Genomic DNA, 17,569 nt, shown 5'->3' on the forward strand with positions numbered 1-17,569 from the left:
ATCCCTTCTATTTAAAAATCGACGCTGCCGATTGCTCTTCAATGGGTGAAAATGTTTGACGAAGTGCCTTTTCTTCAATGATTTCTTTCCATGGATCTTTCAACAGGGATAATGCTTTATTGATGCGGTCGTTGAAGGCAGCGCGATCTTCGCTTGACGCCAATGTCGCTTTAATTGTCTCTAGACCTACACGCTCCAACCACTCCGATGTGCGTTCATTGTACTTCCCAGTTTCCCGATAGTATTGCAGGTAAGCCCCAGACCATTCGAGCACTTCCTCTTCCGTCTTCACTTTGCATAAAAGATCAGTTCCACGCAGCTTCGTTCCTCCGTTGCCACCAACATGAAGTTCCCAACCGCCGTCAATGGCGACTACGCCAAAATCTTTGATCGTCGCCTCCGCACAGTTTCGCGGGCAGCCCGAGACTGCCATTTTAACCTTAGCTGGTGTATACAGTCGTTCGAACTTCTTCTCAAGCTGTATGCCCATACCAATAGCATCTTGTGTACCAAATCGGCAGAACGTGGAACCCACACATGTTTTCACTGTACGCAGTGATTTACCGTAAGCATAACCTGAAGGCATATCTAGATCAGCCCACATGCCAGGCAGGTCTTCCTTCTTCACACCGAGCAAATCGATACGTTGTCCGCCTGTCACTTTCACTAGGGGCACTTCATATTTCTCAGCAATCTCGGCAATCTTCTTTAAGTCCTTCGGTGTCGTTACGCCGCCATACATACGCGGAACGACAGAGTACGTGCCATCCTTCTGAATGTTCGCATGATTACGCTCGTTCACGAAACGAGACTCTCTTTCGTCCTCATGCTCTTCCGGCCACACCATACCCAAATAGTAATTCAATGCTGGACGACACTTGGAGCACCCTTCTGTATTGGACCATTCAAGAACGTTCATAACTTCTTTCGTAGTCGTAAGTTGCATCGTGCGAATCGCTTCTACAACTTCGTCTCGCCCGAGCGTTGTACAACCGCAAATCCCTTCCTTGACGGTTTTCACACCGTCTGCACCAAGGACATAAGTCAGCACATCGGCTACAAGTGGCTTACACCCTCCGCAAGAAGCGGAAGCTTTCGTGCATGCTTTGATATCATTAACGCTGGAGCAGCCTTTCTCTTGAATCGCTTGGACAATGGCCCCTTTGGAAACTCCATTACAACCACATACAATCTCGTCTGCGCTCATGCCAGCAACTAAATCAACTCCAGACTTCGTCTTGCCTCCACCATCGCCTAGGAGTACTGTCTTTTCTTTGCCTGTTACATCCTCGCCGTTGCGGATCATAGCGAACAATCTTGAACCATCGCTGATGTCACCGAACAAGACAGCCCCGATCACTTTCCCATCACGAATGACAACCTTCTTATAGATGCCATCAAAATCATCTTGTACACGAACTGCACGCGTACCTGGTTTATCTGCATACTCACCTGCGGAGAAGACGTCAACACCAGAAACTTTGAGCTTCGTAGAAACGACGGAACCTTGATAACCATCCGTACTAACACCTGCTAAACGCTTCGCAAGAACTGCTCCTTGCTCATATAGGGGCGCCACTAGACCGTATGCAACACCACGATGCTCTGTACATTCGCCAATGGAGTATATATGCGGGACACTCGTTTCAAGGAAATCATTGACAACTATGCCTCGATTGATTTCAATGCCACTGTTCTTCGCAAGTGCCATATTAGGTCTAATCCCAACAGCCATCACGATAAGATCAGCATCTACCTCTGAACCATCCGTAAAACGAAGTCCAGTTACCCGTTTTTTGCCTAGAATGGTTTCACTATTTTTCTTGAGCAGGAACTTCATCCCTTGTTGCTCTAATTCTTGTTGCAGCATCAAGGATGCGGTTCTGTCGAGTTGAAGATTCATTAAGTATTCGTTGATATGCACGACGGAGACTTCCATATTCAGGTTCAGCAATCCGCGTGCTGCTTCAAGCCCGAGTAGACCGCCGCCGATCACTACTGCTTTTTTGTATTTCTTGGCGGTTTCCATCATCGTCTCGCAATCCCCAATATCGCGGAACGCAATCACACCTTCTTTGTCTGCACCAGGCAGTGGGAGCATGAATGGCAGTGATCCAGTTGCCAGAATCAGTTCATCGTAGCCTACTGTAATTCCAAGATCTGTACTGACGAGCTTGCGTTCCGTATCTATCTTGTTAACGGTATGACCCGTATGCAATGTAATGTTGTTGTCTGTGTACCAAGACCAATCATTAATGACGATATCCTTCATATCCGCATCTCCAGCCAATACAGATGAGAGCAGGATACGGTTATAGTTTGGATGAGGTTCTTTCCCAAAGATCGTGATTTCGTATGAGTTAGGTGCAAGTTTTAGCAATTGCTCTATACAGTTAACTCCAGCCATGCCATTTCCAACTAAAACTATTTTTTTCTTCATCCTATTTCACGCTCCCATTCGAATTTAACTAACATGATGAGTAATGTTATATCTCTATTGTGTTGTAATAAGGATAATCGTTTAGTTGTGTAAAATTATCTAACATTTGCTTCTTGTTATCAATATACGCTGTATCATCGTATTTTTCAACAAAAATTTGCCAAATTGTTGTGATTAAGTACACATAATTTGAAAAACACGAATATTAATTCATTTTTATTGGTATTTTGTACGTGTTTTATCCAATGTTTCCGCTTCCACTCAAAATTGCCTACAATATTGACATACGTAAATTTGAAAATGACTTTAACTCATGTCATGTTACATAACAATTATTGAAGAGACATTTTGCATTCACACAGATTATCCATCCAACTTTTTACAAAAACAAATTCAACTTCATTCATTTTCTAAAAGCAAATTGGAATTGTATTGTTTGAAAACCACACTCAACTGCAAATCCATGTTAGATTTAATTGAAATTGTCACGGAAATATTTAAAAAATTATGATTTTCTATAAGAAAAGGTTATTTGTTATCAGAATTACGTTAGTTTATATTACATATATACCTAATTTGTTTTTTTGGGAAAGAGGAGGAAAACTTTATGATCAAAACGCGGCGCTACTCCACGTTGGATACGGATGATTTATGGAGGATTCATTTATTAGTCATCTCTGAGGCAAAAGTAGAACCTACTCATCAGCATTACCATGATATTTTGCATATACCTGAACAGTATTTGAAAGATGGCGGTGAATTTCTGGTGGGTACAGGACCAGACGGTAATGTGTTAGCCATGGGCGGCTTAAAGCTGTTAAAGGAAGGTAAAGCCGAAATTAAGCGTCTTCGTGTTCACCCTAGTCACCAGAAGAAGGGCTATGGTCAACAAATACTTTCCCAATTGGAACAAAAGGCCAGAGAACTTGGCATCAACCACCTTATTCTTGACACGCTATCCAATCAACTCGGTGCTCAAAAGTTATTTATGAAAAACGGCTACCAGCAAAAAGGTCCAGCAACCATAGATGGTTTCGACGTCTTTCTATATGAAAAGGCACTAGTATAAGTAAGGTAACAAAAAAAGAGGTTGGCCCCATGTCATTTAAGACAATAGGCCAACCTCTTCTGTGTTGTTCAACATTTATTTGGAACTCGATGATGTGTCGTACCGATACAAGACGAAAGTAAAAGGTGCTGGTCGGGTGACCACATATTCTCCTTGTGGTGTCGATTCCCAGACCATTTGAAGCTGCGTGCGCGGAATGAGCACCTCATCTTTTACATCCATTCGCAGCAACTCGGTTACGTTCACCACACCACTCACGCCCCAAAGTTTCATAGCTGCAGTGTCAGATTCGTGCAGTTCACGGAAGATGAGGACATAACCATGCGTTAGGCCGCAAATACTTTGCAATCCTGTCCAGCTGGCACCAGATGGTTCTTCACCTATAGGTAAAACTTGTCCAGATAAGATATCAGCATGATTTGGCTTCAACGCCTGAATGATCGTAGACAAACAATCTATTTGCTGATCCGTTAAACTCGTTAGTTCCATCCAAGCTAATGGATTCGAGAAAGCTGTTGCTGCGAACGCATAGACTTGCCCGCATGCGTCCGGAGCTAACGGATCTTCCGCATAGTTATCCGTGTTGCGATTCACATTCAAGAATTCCATTTGCAGCCTTGAAGATGGCAGATAAGGAGCTAACATCCAAAGATTGCGAAGCGTCCAATGCGGATAATAATTTTTCCAATCGGTGTAGCGATTTTCAAGAAAGATACTGCCATATTGAGTTTGCCCAAAGTAACCTAGTCTCTTCTGAGCAGTCGTATCGATATTGAAATCAACTTGTCCATTGGTCGCTTTCTGGACGAATCGCATCATTTTCAGTAACCTAATCTCTCCCAGCTTAGAGCGTATTTCAATCCCATCTAATTTAAATGCACGAATATTGTAATTTCTATGTAGATTCAATAAGGTAGCAATGTCCTTTTCCCAATTCAAATAGTCATGGACCGAGTCTGGTGAGTACCATAAACCTAAAGCAACCCCAAGTTCCCGGGCAAGCGAAACTATAGGTGTGAGACCGTTCGGAAATCTGTCCGGATGTACCTCCCAGAAATCTCCATCACCGCTATAATAATCGCTCCACAGCCCTCCATTCGACTTCGTTGCTGCTAGTACGGAATTGCTCGTTACTCCCTTTTGCCAACCGTCGTCAATTTGCATGATGCTTAATCCAAGAGCGGCTGCTGCCTTCAATTCTTTAATCAAAAATGTCTCACCGATGGCACCATCTTTCGAGCGATCCCCCCATGTATTGCTCATCATGAAGCTATCCCTAACCGTATTGTGATCACGAAGATTCCGATGATACGTTTGAAGTAAATGATATCCGCCGAGCATAGTTCCATCATAAACACCAACGGTTACTCCATAAGAGGTGATTTCTTCCGTTTGTTGGAGATCTTCTTCACTGACCCCCGTCCCTTCCAGGCTCAAACTCTTCCCTCGAAATTGAAATTCCATGCGAGAGTTATCAAAGATCCCGAGTTGTGTTGGACCTTCTTTAATAATCAATAAACCACTCTCATGAAGTGTTTTCGTAAGAAACAGCAGATTTCCTCGTAAGCTTCGCTTTTCATTTACATATATCAAGCCCGTGTCACGACTCACGAGATTATTGTTCGTATCCGTCTGATCAAGGAATTGAATAGAAGTCCATCGGCAATGCAGATCTCGAAGCACCATATGTTCACAATAATCTGCCAGCACAACGTTATGTTGCTTATTATTCGTATCTAATTGAAGTGCTGTAGTGGAAAGCGTTCTATTTGCATGGAAATCTGCTTTTGTCCAGGCAAGGTATCGCTCACTATCTTGCGAGAAATGATTGCTTTTGACATTACGATCTGGTATTACGGTTATCTCATGTCGAACAAATGGTGCGTCAGGATAGATCTTCAATGTCAATCGTTGGATGGAAGACACTGCTTCAACATGCATATCTACATTCGTTTGTAGATAGGGGCGTGAAACACCGTAATCATTCTCAACGAAATTCGAAATGAAAATAGCACGCGGCTGCTGGTTATCAGACAATCCAGGGAGTTGAAACATCGGGATATCGGAATCAGATGCGAGCCATTCCTGATTTATATGTTTATCTAACATTGAGACGTTAACTGGACGGCCACTTGCAAATGACCAACACCTTTCAATCTTGGCATTCCCGACTCGTAGATTAGTCCCTTCAACACGAACATAACAATCCATCCATTCCTTAAGCAACATATCTTCCACAACCTCCAATATGGTAATATATTATCTATTACGCACATTATATCTCCTAGTAAGAATAGAAAATATAGTAACATTTTGAAGAATGGTGGTAAAATATTGTGCACAAATCTTATAGCTTTAGATACACTGAAAGTGCGAATCGTCATTTATTTAAACTCATATCGATCGGACATAGCTCGGTTACTGACGAGAACTACCAATGGAACGGACTTAAGCGCGGCGGGCAAGGGGTCATCTTTCAATGGTCAATAAAAGGCGTAGGCAAACTTCGCATTGGGAAAGAGCATTTCACCGTCCCGAAAGGCCATGCCTTTGTGGTAGCCATTCCTAGCGATCATGAATACGAATTCGATGCATCGTTGTGCGATCAGTGGGAGTTTATTTGGATACGTTTCGAGGGGTTTAAAGAGGATTGGCTGCGACAAGATCTGCTTCAAACGTATGGTCCTGTTTTTGAAATCCATCCTTATGCCACTCCTATTCAGCTTCTTTGGCGTCTGTATTCGGATACAGCGGAGAACCAATTAAATGACCGATTTGATCTTTCGCTTCGCATCTATGAATGGATGCTTTCGTTACAACGTTGTTTATTGGATGGAAACGCGCCTCCAAGTTTGGAAATCCCCTCTGCCTACAAGCGCGTTGCTGCTTACATCCATGACCATATTACTGATGACCTCACCTTGGAACGGTTAGCAGAGGTCGCACAGCTGGATAAATATTATTTATGCAAAATGTTCCCCCACTACTTCCGCATAACCCCGATGGAATATGTCCGGAACCGACGAATTGAGAAAGCAGCCGAGCTGCTTCGTGATCATGGACTTTCTATTACAAACGTTGCAACTCTATGCGGCTATACCAGCTTGAGCTACTTCGGCAAGGTATTTCATAAAATGGTGGGACTATCTCCCCTTGCGTTCCGGCTATCGGAAGTCAGTGAAAGCGAAGATTATTTACGATTCTTAGAGTGATTAGGCTTATTTAAGCGCGATTGTACATTAACAACAATATCAAAAAAAGAACCCTGAAGGATTCTCTAATTACTGTTGTTTGTACCACTATCACTGCTGCCACTGCCGCCGCTGTCAAATCCTCCACTACTGCCGCTATCCGAACTCCAGCTGTTGCCGCTGTCACTACTTCCTGAACTGCTAGTGTCGGAATTATCACTTCGATAGTCTGAGGAGCTACCATTAGGATCATAACTAATTCCAGGTTGAATAGTGTCCAAATGAAGCTGATTTTGATTATCCATTGACATGGAATTGATGTTACTCGTATGGTGATTGAAATTCGACTGTGAGCTGCGGTGGCTTCCATTTGATCCTGCACTTTGTGTAACAAGTGATACAATGATGCCAATTATAACCACCAAGAAAAATATCCCAAGAATCAATATCATCGTGAACGCCCTTCCTCATTTTTGCGACATATTTCCAATTATTGTATTCGCTGTAAATGAGATAAGTCCTTTTCAAGCTAACTTTTAACTACAGAGTACTAGGCAAACCATGCAGATACGTCGAGATACCATCCGTACTTTGTTTTAATGATTGAATGGTTTTTGGATTCGGAGATGCATAAATGTGTAAATAATCAATTTCACCATATTCATGACGGATTGGAAATGCCAACTTCTCTTCAGTTAGTGAGAATTCCGCATGTACTCCTGCTTTATTCCCTCGTGCATCAAGACGAATCCATTTACCAATTGCTTGTAAATAAACAGCATTTAACGCATGGATACAATAACCTGTATCAGGGGTATCTCCTAATGTAAGTCTCTGATAACAGAAACCCGTTGGCACACCTTTACTTCTTAAAATAGCACATAACAAATTCGATTTCGCATAACAGATGCCTTCACCAAAATGGAGGACTTCTGAAGCATTACAAGTGATTCGAGAACTTTGAATATCCCAAGAATGTGCAATGCTGTCACGGACAAAAGAAAATGCTCGTTTCACAAAGTCAATCTCGTTGAGAGATCCGGCGTATAATTCCTCAGCCTTCTCTTTAATTGTAATGTGGCAATAATTTACTTCTTCCGATTCAACTAAATAATCTTCGATTACGGGCGTTTCGCATAACAAGTACATCTTGCATTCTCCTCAACAAAGACATAAACTTTATAAAAATTATGCAATATTATGCATAAAAATACAATCAGTAATTAGAGAAACTTATTCATACTGTTAGTAGGCAATTAATTTTAAATAGGAGATGTTCACGAATTTGAAATATCTGCCTTTATAAATTTATTGTCAAAAGGTGTAGAATAATGTAATACGTTTTTTTCTACGCAAAGGAGGATATGTCATATGTCACAGACATCAACTGTTCAAGAAGTACCAGCACCGATTGTTGCTGAATCCAAATCATTAGACGTACTTGATCAATTACTTAAGCCCGAGGTGCAAGAATCGTTAACACTTCTGGTGGATAATCTCCCTAAACTAGCTGAAATGGTTAACATGCTCACCAAAGCCTACGATTTCGCACAAAACGTGGCGACAGACAAAGTTCTCATTAATGATTTTGCCCAAGGTATTGGGGAATTCGTAAAGCCCGTACAAGAAAAAGCGAAAAATATCGCATCAGCAGCTATTGAAGCTGGTGAACGTTCACAAGCTGACGTTAGTACAACCATCGGTCTATTCGGTATGTTGAAAATGCTGAAAGACCCTGAAGTGCAGAAAACACTTCGATTTGCACAAGCATTCTTAAACGTACTCGCTGAACGAAAAAATTAATCCGGACAAGGGATGATACAGATGGCTAAACAAATATTAATTCTTGGCGGCGGATACGGTGGTCTCTTGACCGCATTAACTGCACGTAAACATTTATCTTCTTCAGAAGCTAACATTACGATCATCAATAAATTCTCAACACACCAAATCATTACTGAGTTACATAGATTAGCAGGAGGCACGATTAAAGAACAGGCCGTTGCTCTCCCCCTTCAGAAACTACTAGGCGACAAAAATGTCAATATCGTGGTTGACACGATTCAAGAGATTAAGCCTAATGAGAAACAAGTCCTTACAAGCAGTGGTGCCGTACATAAATATGATGCACTTGTTGTCGCGCTTGGTAGTGAAACGAACTATTTTGGCATTCCTGGCTTGGAAGCGAACAGTTTAATTCTGAAATCAGCTGCTGACGCTAACCGGATCCGTGCACATGTTGAAGCTCGCTTGGACGCTTATAAAGTATCTGGCAATAAAGCAGATGCAACAATAGTTGTCGGTGGCGGTGGTTTAACAGGTGTTGAGCTCGTCGGTGAATTCGCAGATAAGCTTCCTGAAGTATGCCGTGCTAAAGGGATTGATTGGGGCGATATCTCCATCTACTGCGTGGAAGCAGGTCTCTCCATTCTTCCTGTGTTCCCACCAGTACTTATCGAGCGTGCAGTCACAAGCCTTGAGAAGCGTGGAGTTACCTTCTTGACGGGTGTTGCGATCACAGAAGCTACAAATAATTCGGTATCATTGAAAAGCGGACAAACGATCGAGGCAAGCACGATTATTTGGACAGGCGGCGTCAAAGGCAACCAGGTCGTCGGCAGCTGTGGGATCGCAGAAGATCGCGGCCGCGCTACGGTAACTTCGACACTGCAATCCACATCTCACGCCGATATCTTCTTGGCTGGTGATTGCGCGGTTGTCTTCCCTGAAGGAAGTGAACGACCATACCCTCCTACTGCACAACTTGCTTGGCAAATGGGTGAAACGGTTGGTTACAATTTGTCCGTTCAACTTAAAGGCGGCGTCATGGATAAATTCGTACCTGTGTTCTCGGGAACACTAGGCAGCCTTGGACGTAAAGATGGCATTGGTACAATCGGCGGTAAGAACACACAATTGAAGGGCTTACCAGCTACACTAATGAAAGAAGCAAGCAACGTTCGTTATCTTTCGCACATTCATGGTCTATTTGCTTTAGCCTATTAATTCACACAGATGTCTCGCAGCCCATATGGTTGTGAGGCATTTTTTTTATTTCTCCTTTTGACCAATGCTATTGTTTGAGATACGACTCGAGCATATAGTGGGTCTTTTCCATGTCTTTTTGCAAGAGATCGTTGATTTGATTCACAGTCATACAACTGAATTTGCCCCAAATCAGATTGCGGCACAGATTGTGAGGAAAAGCCAAATCAAGATAGAGCAGCTTCATGTCTTGCTTAGATAACTTGTTCTTATTCAGATAAGCACGCATCACCTTGAGAAAAGCACGATGATTCCAAGCTCTCGACTTCTTTAGCATGGCATATAATAATCGATTCATGTCCCTGGATGGCAAATCAAATCTGACAAATTCCCAATCAATGATATATATATTCCCTGCGACATCCACTAAAATATTTTGAGTATGAAAATCATGATGGCTTAGCACTACATGTATGTTCTCTCCAACCCAGGAACTGCAACACTCATGTTGCTTAACGTTTTCTATTACAAATTCACCAGTTCTCATATAAAAATCAATATAAGCTAATACAGCTTTACGCCATGGTTCTTCAACGATTGCATGATTAGTTTTCCAGTTTTCCAAAAAATGAAGAGCTTCTTCATACTCTTGCCTCCACTTTGCTCGCCACGTTCGGAGTAGACTATGGGATGTTTGAAACTCTGTGGATATTGCATGCATCCTGCCCAGTAAATCAGCTAACCGAACTACATGGTCTAAACTTGTCAATGAATACGGTGCGGCACTAATCCACTCCTGGAGGACATAGAAATACCCTTTATACATCATATATTTCTTGTTCTCATTTGTCTGATACACGGTTGGAATGTTTATTCCCCGGCATCTGAGAAAGTCTTCGGTTTCTACCATAAATTGCAAGCGGTGCTCATCCATTTGCATCCTTTTCAAAATAAAGTTGCCTTGGTTTGTAGTGATTTTCATTACGTATGACCGTGAAGTGTTACGAATGACCTCAACCTGTTGGGTCGACAAATTGTATTGAACCTCAACCTCCGTGAGAAGCCCATTATCCATCTACACCACTCTCTCAACATAGTAGTTATAGATAGTTTATGTCCCTTGTCCACAAAGGCATGGTATGAAAGCGGATCATTCTTTGCCCGATTAAGAGAGGATAGCATCACTAAAAAGCAGAACGACGCGGCGCCTGCTTTACCATATATTCATATAATTAGTGTCATGATTCCGGCTGTAACGCAGGATCACTCTGTGTTCCCTTCTTTCGTTTGTCTCGAAGATCTTGGAAATAAAAAATGATCAGTAACATCAAGGGAAACAAGAAACAAAAAACCAAGTCGAACCAAAAATAGGAAGAATCTAGAATCGCATTATATACCGTAATATTAGGCGTACCTGCAATGGTTCCCACGAGTAGCAGCATGCTTAAAGGTATTGTCAGCATATGACTCTCCTTCAACTGAAACAATTCCGCAAGACCTGAGGTCAGTGAGAAAAAGATGAGTAACGTTTTGTAAAACACCGATATGAACCATAGAAAAGCCATAACTGCCTCTAGCCTCTCCAGGAAATGCCCTATCGTAATTTTCTGAGCGAGTACGAAGGTCGGATAATATTTCGTTTCCATTAAATTTGGCCCTAACACAAGGACACACAGAATCACGATGACAAATAAAATGGCACCACCGATCGCGTAACCGGTTAATATGGGTTTGGTCAGTGATACAGAACCAACAACATTGGGTACTAACATGAGAAGTACAATCATTTCTGTAAATGCAGTTGCAAAAGACATTAAAGCCCCCTTCCAAATCGCTCCCATTCCTTCTGCTGCTATGGGTCGCAGGTTTGCAAACTCCACTTGTGGCAGTAGTAAAACGAAGAGAATGAGGAATAAAACCATAAAAACAGGAAATAGTAGCTCTCCCATTCGAGCAAATGCTTCAACACCATACCTGTAAGCGATAATTATGACCAAAGTGAATACAGCAATGATCGCATTAACGGGTGTTTCTGGCATCAATTGCGTTGTCATAAACTGACTCATCTCGCTTAACAAAGTTAGCGCACACATATAGCATTCAAACAAAAATAGTACGATGCATAAACTTCCAATCCAAACACCCAGATTTAGTCTGAGGAGATTAAAGAGCCTCCGCCTACGAAGCTTGTTCGCAATACCAGCAAATATACCTCCTGCTACGAATCCAAGGAAGATAGCTAACAACATAGACAACCATGCATCTTGTTTTGCAGATGACGCAAGGATGGTCGGCATAATGAGAATTGAATCTCCAATAACACCTAGAATGATCAAGATCGTAAACTGGCGTACGGAAATGGTAGCATTGTCAAATGTTCTCATTTGGACCTCCTTGTCTCTGCATCCAGCCTAATTTAAACATTCCAACCGAACATCCATTCAATAATTTTGAATGGATTTGGCAGTACAAATTCTAATGTTAGCAATACATACAAGCCACTTGCTATCAGCAGAAGCATAGTGAAAATGACAAACTCGCGTCTATGATTTTTACGTAATAATTTAGGTGCTTCAAGCCAGAACGTACCTGCGGCTAATGCAAGAACAGTAAGTACAGAAGCCATCCACGACCAAGTCCTCTCTCAATGCCTATTGCATGGTTGAATTCCCAATTGTACCCGTTTTTCTAATAAACAATTCAATCTTGTAATTGACATTTGTTTGAAGAAACATGTCATCATTCCAAGTATCTTTAACTTCTTTCCAATACGCAGGCTGATCCTTTCCGAGCTGACTACCAAAACCGAGTATATCCGATTTCATTTTCTTAGCACGTGAAACTACCGCTTCCACATGTGATTGTATGATTTGTTTGGTTTCTTCTTCCAGACGTTTGATCACTTGAGGATCCGTCAAATCGATATCTCTGCATTGTCTGCCCACGATATTCGCTTCCGTTCGTATGGACACATTCATCTCAGGTTTCCCATTCTGTATGCTTGCTTTCAATTTAGATTCCGAGGAAGTAACTTCAATTCCCATATATTTCTGCTCACCGCAGGCAATTTCGATAGATGTACTATCCAATTTATTTGTTATGTCTGTATAACCTTTACTTTCCTGCTCATCTAGCCAGCCAATCAATTTGTCATCTTTGAAAGCTGCGATCCCCGTGTAGCGGAATCGACTTGGCGGCTGAAAATATTCCACGTTCTTTTTCGTGTCACCAATGCTAGTGTCACCGATTAATTTGATTCCTGTTAACGCTAGTTCGAAACCTTTGCCAGACAGCTTATTCAACGTTTCATCCAATGTCATGGCGACAGTCGGTGCCCATGACTTTTGTGAGGTTTGTAAGGATTGCTGCATACTATAACTAGGTAATTTCTCAACTGGTGTAAATAATTTCAAAATATTCTCCGCCATAGTACCTCTTGCAATAACAATATTGAAATCCATTCTCAATTCATTATCACGGAATGAATTATCGACGAAATCTTTAATCCCTCTCTTCGCCAATTCCTCTCCTATGACATACAATTGCAAATGTCCCATGTAGACTTTCCGTGGTGCTTCTGCTGTTAATGATCTTGCTGCCTCGAATATAGTTTTCCCTCTCCCCTGATAAAGGGTGCTTGGCGGGCGATCCCCCCCTCTTCTCTGGGCGGATATTTCACTTGGATTAACAACTTGGAAGGACACCAAATACTCGCCATCCTTCCAATCAACACCGATTCCAAGTACAATAAGCAGCTCATTTAATTCACGTCTACTCCAACAGCCAGTTAGCATAAGTAAGCAAAGAATCAAGACTGTTAATTTATATTTCATCCTAAAGCGCCTCCCTACTTACGCTTTCGTATTCTATCGCTGCCTTCATCTAGTGATGTTTCAGGACGTTTAAACACAAGCCATCTCGGTAAACGAACCAGCGTATCCTCTAAATCTGCTTTGCGGTATGGCGAAAATGGAGACATAAAAGGCTCTCCGAAAGAACGAAGAGCGCATAAATGGAGCAATAATACAAACATCCCCATGGCAATCCCGAATAACCCAAAGCTTGCCGCTATCCCCATAAATATAAACCGAAGTACACGCACTGGAATAGACATGCTATAGGCTGGCAACGTAAACGTTGAAATGGCCGTTACTGAAACGACAATAACCATAGCTGCCGAGACAATTCCCGCTTCTACCGCAGCTTGTCCGATGACAAGTGTGCCAACGACAGATACCGCTTGTCCAATTGCTCGCGGCATTCGAAGACCCGCTTCTCGTAAAATCTCAAAGGTCAATTCCATGACTAGTGCCTCCACAAATGCGGGTAACGGCACCCCTTCCCGTTGGGCTGCCAGGCCGATTAACAGAGAAGCTGGCAGCATATCGCGATGAAAAGTCGTTATTGCGATATAAATGGAAGGCAGTAGCAAGGAAATAAATATTGTGCTAAAGCGGAGTATACGAAGAAGAGTTGCATAGTAGGCTCGTTGATAATAGTCCTCCGCTGATTGAAAAAAAGTAACGAGTTGCGTAGGTACTAGCAAAATATTAGGTGTACCATCTACGAGAATCGCAACCTTTCCCTCTAATAATTGGGCAGCCGTGTTGTCTGGGAGCTCAGAATTATATACAGTTGGAAAAAGTGAAAATTTATTATCCTCGATCAATTCCTCGATATAACCGCTGTCCAAAATGCTATCGATATCTATTGCACTTAATCTAGAACGAACGAGTTCGATTACGGATGGCTTAGCGATCCCGTTAATGTACATGATCGTTACGTCGGTTTTTGTCATCCGACCAATAGATATCGTCTCAAGCCGCAGCCTTGGGTCTTTTATTTTACGTCTAATTAACGCAGTATTGGTACGAAGTGTCTCGGTAAAACTTTCCCTAGGTCCACGTACGGACGTCTGGTTGGTGGATTCAGTAACATCACGTCCCTTCCATTTACGAATGTCTGCGCGATAGGCGTGATGCTGCTGATTAACTAATATAATAGCCTCGCCTGAGAGCAAATGCTCATATAGAGCTGCCATATCCGCTACTGTTTCAATCGAGCCCAATCCCGTTAGCAGCTCTTTGGCAAGTATTTCTGTATGCAAGCTGTCTCCATGCGCCTCCTGGGGGACAGCCCTTAACATCGTTTTTAACACATCGAAAATATAAGTATTAATGGCCAACGTATCGGAAAGACCATCGATATACACAACTGCGGCAGCTATTACTAAAGTGCCATCATCCTGTATCTCTCGAATGACGACATCGTCACTTCTACCTAAATCCATCATGATTCGTTCAAGGTTTATTTCAACATTCGGGTCAATAGGAATCGTTGCATCATCAGGCATGATGTGAGTCCCTCCTTATTCTCATCCCTTCCCCATTATGACCATTTGAATTGGGAGATAAACCGAGATGAATGATTAGGCCAATTCTTATTCAGAACATGAAAAAGCCGTTACCAAAGGGTAACGACTAGAATTACATAATAGAGAAGAACATATCTCGTTAAATTCGCATTTCGTACTTATCTGCGAATATACTCAAATAACAACTGAATGATTAGGAACAATCACAATTCAACCAGCCGCCATGGGGCAGCGACCGAAAGAGAGGGCGATATTCATGATGATGACCTTAACTTCCGATGGAGATCTCTTTACAGCCGCGCTATCTCAAACAACGGTATCCGTGTGGCAGACAGATGAGAATGGTGTTTACCGTGAAGTCGATCGCGGAATCATCGAAGAGTTCACAAGGATATCCATTAGAATGAGTACGATTTCCGATGAGATTGCCTTTTATTTCCGAGACGATGGGACTGTATTTCGAGCTGAAACCTAGAACTTAGAACCTAGAACGATTTCATTCAGGTTATAGATAATGAATTCGTTGCCCAGATCTAGCAGATGCATACACATCCATGACGAGATTGAACGCCTTAAAGCCTTCAGGACCATTTAATCCATAGTTACGATCAGATAAAATATGGTCATAGAAATCAGCTATTTGGGTACCGTGACTGATTCCCCAGTACGATTTGGCACCTAGATTCGTAGCTTCTGGTGAAGTCAGCATCGTTTGCTCACCATCAATCACACGATACAAAGTATCACCAGTAAGTACGAGTTTCCCTTTTTCAAAGACAAGCTCAATTTCGGGAGGGGAATTTACCCCATACGAGTTTGTTGCATAAAAGACAGCCGTCGCTCCACTTCGATACATGAGGTGTGCATGAACCGTATCTTCTACTTCAATAATTCCCTCAAGTGAATCTGTCGACATTGTTCCTTTAATACTAGATACTTCGCCGCCTATCCATTGCAGTAAATCTAACGTATGAATGGACTGGTTAATCAGGACTCCACCACCTTCTGTGGCCCATTTCCCTTTCCACTCTGTTTGATAATAGGATGCATCTCTGCACCAAGTGACAATTCCTTTTAGACATAGCAACTTCCCTAATTCACCTGATTCAACGGCTTTTTTCATGATTTGAGAAGCTGGATTATATCGGTTTTGAAAAATAACACCAAGTTGCACATTCGGATTCGCTTCTGCTGCACGTAACATCGTAAGCGCCGCTTCTTTTGTTTCAGCCATCGGTTTCTCTGTAAGAACATGTTTACCAGCATGAAGTGCATCAACCGCCATTGGCGCGTGCTGGTAATGAGCAGTACATATATGAACGACGTCAATATCAGGATTTTTCAACATTTCGAGATAATCGGTGTAATACGCGCAGGAATACGTTTCAGCTGTTTGAGCTGCTAATTCAGCGTTCGTGTCGACTACGGCCACTAGTTTCGCTGTCGGTATTTGTGATATGGCTTTCAAATGTACGCCGGAAATCGCCCCGCAACCAATAAGTGCAATGCCAATCTGTTTCATTGGAATCCCCTTTTCTGCTTCGAAATAATGGTTCAACTGGATGTTACAAATGTATATATTAGAGGTTCGCTCATCCCACACCAAATCCTTTACGACCCTGCATGCGGAAATTGACTACTTAATGCTTTATCATGACTTCTCTGCTTATCAGCGTGGTTTTAACGCAATTTCCCACAGTATCTTCTTATTGGTATATCGATCCATTTCATACTCCTCGATATGTAGGTAAGTCCACTTTTCTTTATCAAAAAATCGCTCTATCTCTTCTCGATCAAAAAACCTTCGGTAAATCCCTTCCGATACCAATAAATTTCTCTCTGTCGTTTGCATGACATTTCCTTTATTGCCAATTTCATTGGTTGAATTCAATCTGCAAAGCAGAAGCCCATCTGGTTTCAGCACCTTGTGGAGATCTCGGATGATTTCATGGGTAGTAGACTCATCGAAATAATGAATACTAAGATCAGCGATTAGGACTTGTACAGATTCTTTTTGAAAAGGAAGCCCCTCCGTCATATCCAAACAATGCGTTTGAATATCCGGTAAGAATGACTTCAATGTTTGGATGGCCACTTCAGAGATATCACAAGCGATTGGCGATAGCCCCTGTTCTACAAGATACTGTGAATTATTACCGACACCACAACCAAGATCAACGATAAGATCTGCTTTGCTCATTGTCGATAAGTACCGCTGCCAATATTTATCCAACCAGTTATCAAATGTAGGCTTGAGGTCGAGTCTTTGATACGATTCATTCCAATATTGTTCTAATGATTTCATTATTATGCTCCATCCGTTATTCGTTTTTCTTCCTTAACTCGCGAATTTCTTCAAGGATCAGATTCAGTTTTCGATTATTTTTCACGGTATATACTGCCATATATACTACTGCAACTAAAAGTAAAATCCAAGGTATGAATTGCAGAATAAGACCTATAAACAAAAAAAAAAAAAGCTGTCCAGTACAGCAGCTTCTGCTACCTCT

Annotated in this window: 16 protein-coding genes; 5 read left to right on the forward strand and 11 right to left on the reverse strand. The window is 42.0% G+C overall.

All coding sequences use genetic code 11. The annotated features are described in order from the left end of the window. Positions 1-7 precede the first annotated feature (7 nt). Positions 8-2,440 carry a nitrite reductase large subunit NirB gene (nirB, locus tag ACSQ8P_RS19435; RefSeq protein WP_436236683.1) on the reverse strand — a complete coding sequence of 811 codons (2,433 nt, stop codon included), beginning with the start codon at positions 2,438-2,440 and terminating at the stop codon, positions 8-10. 607 nt (positions 2,441-3,047) lie between these two features. Between nirB and ACSQ8P_RS19440 the strand changes: the two genes are divergently transcribed. Beyond that, positions 3,048-3,509: a GNAT family N-acetyltransferase gene (locus tag ACSQ8P_RS19440; RefSeq protein ID WP_436236684.1), complete on the forward strand. Its 462-nt coding sequence runs from the start codon at positions 3,048-3,050 to the stop codon at positions 3,507-3,509. Positions 3,510-3,584: 75 nt separating this feature from the next. Here ACSQ8P_RS19440 and ACSQ8P_RS19445 read toward each other — a convergent pair whose 3' ends face one another. Beyond that, a complete protein-coding gene (locus ACSQ8P_RS19445; protein ID WP_436236685.1) occupies positions 3,585-5,738 on the reverse strand; it encodes an alpha-galactosidase in 2,154 nt (717 codons plus the stop codon). 107 nt (positions 5,739-5,845) lie between these two features. Between ACSQ8P_RS19445 and ACSQ8P_RS19450 the strand changes: the two genes are divergently transcribed. After that, complete coding sequence (locus ACSQ8P_RS19450; RefSeq protein WP_436236686.1) at positions 5,846-6,721, forward strand: AraC family transcriptional regulator; 876 nt, start codon at positions 5,846-5,848, stop codon at positions 6,719-6,721. Positions 6,722-6,786: 65 nt separating this feature from the next. Here ACSQ8P_RS19450 and ACSQ8P_RS19455 read toward each other — a convergent pair whose 3' ends face one another. Next, the gene (locus tag ACSQ8P_RS19455; RefSeq protein ID WP_436236687.1) at positions 6,787-7,152 is read right to left on the reverse strand and encodes a hypothetical protein; all 366 of its coding nucleotides are present in this window, start codon (positions 7,150-7,152) and stop codon (positions 6,787-6,789) included. Positions 7,153-7,240: 88 nt separating this feature from the next. After that, positions 7,241-7,849, reverse strand: a complete 609-nt coding sequence (locus ACSQ8P_RS19460; RefSeq protein WP_436236688.1) for a transglutaminase-like domain-containing protein — start codon at positions 7,847-7,849, stop codon at positions 7,241-7,243. Between the two features lie 222 nt (positions 7,850-8,071). On the opposite strand from ACSQ8P_RS19460, the gene ACSQ8P_RS19465 reads away from it, so the two are divergent. Both ACSQ8P_RS19465 and ACSQ8P_RS19470 read left to right on the forward strand, forming a co-directional pair. Beyond that, positions 8,072-8,503, forward strand: coding sequence for a DUF1641 domain-containing protein (locus ACSQ8P_RS19465; protein WP_436236689.1), 432 nt, complete (start codon positions 8,072-8,074; stop codon positions 8,501-8,503). A gap of 21 nt (positions 8,504-8,524) precedes the next feature. Next, positions 8,525-9,706 carry an NAD(P)/FAD-dependent oxidoreductase gene (locus ACSQ8P_RS19470; protein WP_436236690.1) on the forward strand — a complete coding sequence of 394 codons (1,182 nt, stop codon included), beginning with the start codon at positions 8,525-8,527 and terminating at the stop codon, positions 9,704-9,706. 67 nt (positions 9,707-9,773) lie between these two features. On the opposite strand, the gene ACSQ8P_RS19475 is transcribed toward ACSQ8P_RS19470, so the two are convergent. The 5 genes from ACSQ8P_RS19475 to ACSQ8P_RS19495 all read right to left on the reverse strand — a co-directional run bounded on the left by ACSQ8P_RS19475 (position 9,774) and on the right by ACSQ8P_RS19495 (position 15,038). Next, the gene (locus ACSQ8P_RS19475; RefSeq protein WP_436236691.1) at positions 9,774-10,760 is read right to left on the reverse strand and encodes a phosphotransferase; all 987 of its coding nucleotides are present in this window, start codon (positions 10,758-10,760) and stop codon (positions 9,774-9,776) included. Positions 10,761-10,923: 163 nt separating this feature from the next. Continuing rightward, the gene (locus tag ACSQ8P_RS19480) at positions 10,924-12,069 is read right to left on the reverse strand and encodes a GerAB/ArcD/ProY family transporter (RefSeq protein ID WP_436236692.1); all 1,146 of its coding nucleotides are present in this window, start codon (positions 12,067-12,069) and stop codon (positions 10,924-10,926) included. Between the two features lie 32 nt (positions 12,070-12,101). Next, complete coding sequence (locus tag ACSQ8P_RS19485) at positions 12,102-12,311, reverse strand: hypothetical protein (protein WP_436236693.1); 210 nt, start codon at positions 12,309-12,311, stop codon at positions 12,102-12,104. Positions 12,312-12,336: 25 nt separating this feature from the next. Further along, entirely contained in the window at positions 12,337-13,518 is a 1,182-nt protein-coding gene (locus ACSQ8P_RS19490; RefSeq protein WP_436236694.1) for a Ger(x)C family spore germination protein, read from the reverse strand. Positions 13,519-13,532: 14 nt separating this feature from the next. After that, positions 13,533-15,038 carry a spore germination protein gene (locus tag ACSQ8P_RS19495; RefSeq protein WP_436236695.1) on the reverse strand — a complete coding sequence of 502 codons (1,506 nt, stop codon included), beginning with the start codon at positions 15,036-15,038 and terminating at the stop codon, positions 13,533-13,535. Between the two features lie 277 nt (positions 15,039-15,315). Here ACSQ8P_RS19495 and ACSQ8P_RS19500 point away from each other — a divergent pair, with 277 nt between their 5' ends. After that, on the forward strand, positions 15,316-15,534 hold the full coding sequence (locus tag ACSQ8P_RS19500; RefSeq protein WP_436236696.1) for a hypothetical protein: 219 nt from the start codon (positions 15,316-15,318) through the stop codon (positions 15,532-15,534). Between the two features lie 30 nt (positions 15,535-15,564). Here the strand turns inward: ACSQ8P_RS19500 and ACSQ8P_RS19505 are convergent, their stop codons facing one another. Together ACSQ8P_RS19505 and ACSQ8P_RS19510 are read right to left on the reverse strand one after the other, a co-directional pair. Then, positions 15,565-16,581: a Gfo/Idh/MocA family protein gene (locus ACSQ8P_RS19505; RefSeq protein ID WP_436236697.1), complete on the reverse strand. Its 1,017-nt coding sequence runs from the start codon at positions 16,579-16,581 to the stop codon at positions 15,565-15,567. A 147-nt stretch (positions 16,582-16,728) separates the two neighbouring features. Further along, positions 16,729-17,364: a class I SAM-dependent methyltransferase gene (locus tag ACSQ8P_RS19510; RefSeq protein WP_436236698.1), complete on the reverse strand. Its 636-nt coding sequence runs from the start codon at positions 17,362-17,364 to the stop codon at positions 16,729-16,731. Positions 17,365-17,569: the final 205 nt, after the last annotated feature.

Origin of the sequence: Paenibacillus sp. LjRoot153 (assembly GCF_964253085.1) — a bacterium.
Lineage (GTDB): Bacteria > Bacillota > Bacilli > Paenibacillales > NBRC-103111 > Paenibacillus_E.